The 822-nt window shown below is 59.6% G+C and carries 1 protein-coding gene; it reads right to left on the bottom strand.

The features are described 5' to 3' along the window. Positions 1 to 822, bottom strand: an 822-nt coding sequence (locus AC1Q5S_RS22325; protein WP_492239465.1) for a Tn3 family transposase, incomplete at both ends; no start/stop codon positions are given.

Below are 822 nucleotides of genomic sequence, written 5' to 3'. Positions count from 1 at the left end.
ACAGCCTGCATTTCATCGACACGTTTGGCCTGCGCCGGGCTGATCCGGCCGGTATAAATGGCGCGCTTGAGGGCGTTAACAGCCTCGCCCCGATTGAGCACCCGGCGCAACTCGTTCCTGAAAGCGTCCTTGACAAAGTAGTCAGCCAAAAACGCCGTACGCAGCAACCGCCCCAATTGCACGCCAGCCTCATAGATTGGATCGCCCTGGGCGGCAGAACCGAACCGCGCAAGAGCTGCCACCGCACTGGCATGTCCGCTCATGACCGAGGCTGCCAGGTGCACCAGACTATCCCAATGCTTTTCGATCAAAGCGACGTCGACATTGGCTTCGCACACCGCAGCGATTTCTGCGGGCACTTTGGTGCCGCGTGGCACAAAGAGGTGGCGCTGTTTGAGTTCCTTCAACCGCGGGCAAAGATCAAAACCAAGCAAACGGGCATGTGACATGGCAAAGTCGGTGTAGCCATGGGTATCCACAGCAAGCTGGCTGGTCTCCAGCTTTTCTTGGCGGATGACACCTTCAATGGCCACGCCCGCCTGGCGCTCATTGAGCACAAAGGGCTGCGCATGGAAGATGCCCCACCGGTCTTTTACATGGGAGTAGATTCCAATGGAAGGTGTGTTGCGCCGAGGATCAAGCCGGGCTTGCCACACCCGTTTGGTGGTCTCCATGCTCATCATGTCAGAAGATGCCAAATCGGACCGCCCCCAGGTGGCGGCAATCGGGTGTCGCTGCATGAATTCCAGCACAGCCTGGCAGGCCTGGCTCAGACGCCGTTCGTCCCGCGCCCAGCGCATGGCCTGGCGAATGCTGGTGGCA

It is taken from the genome of Acidovorax sp. GW835-FHT14B10 (assembly GCF_058793725.1).
Note: the sequence above shows the minus strand (reverse complement) of the source record. Positions and strands in the feature narration are given on the sequence as shown.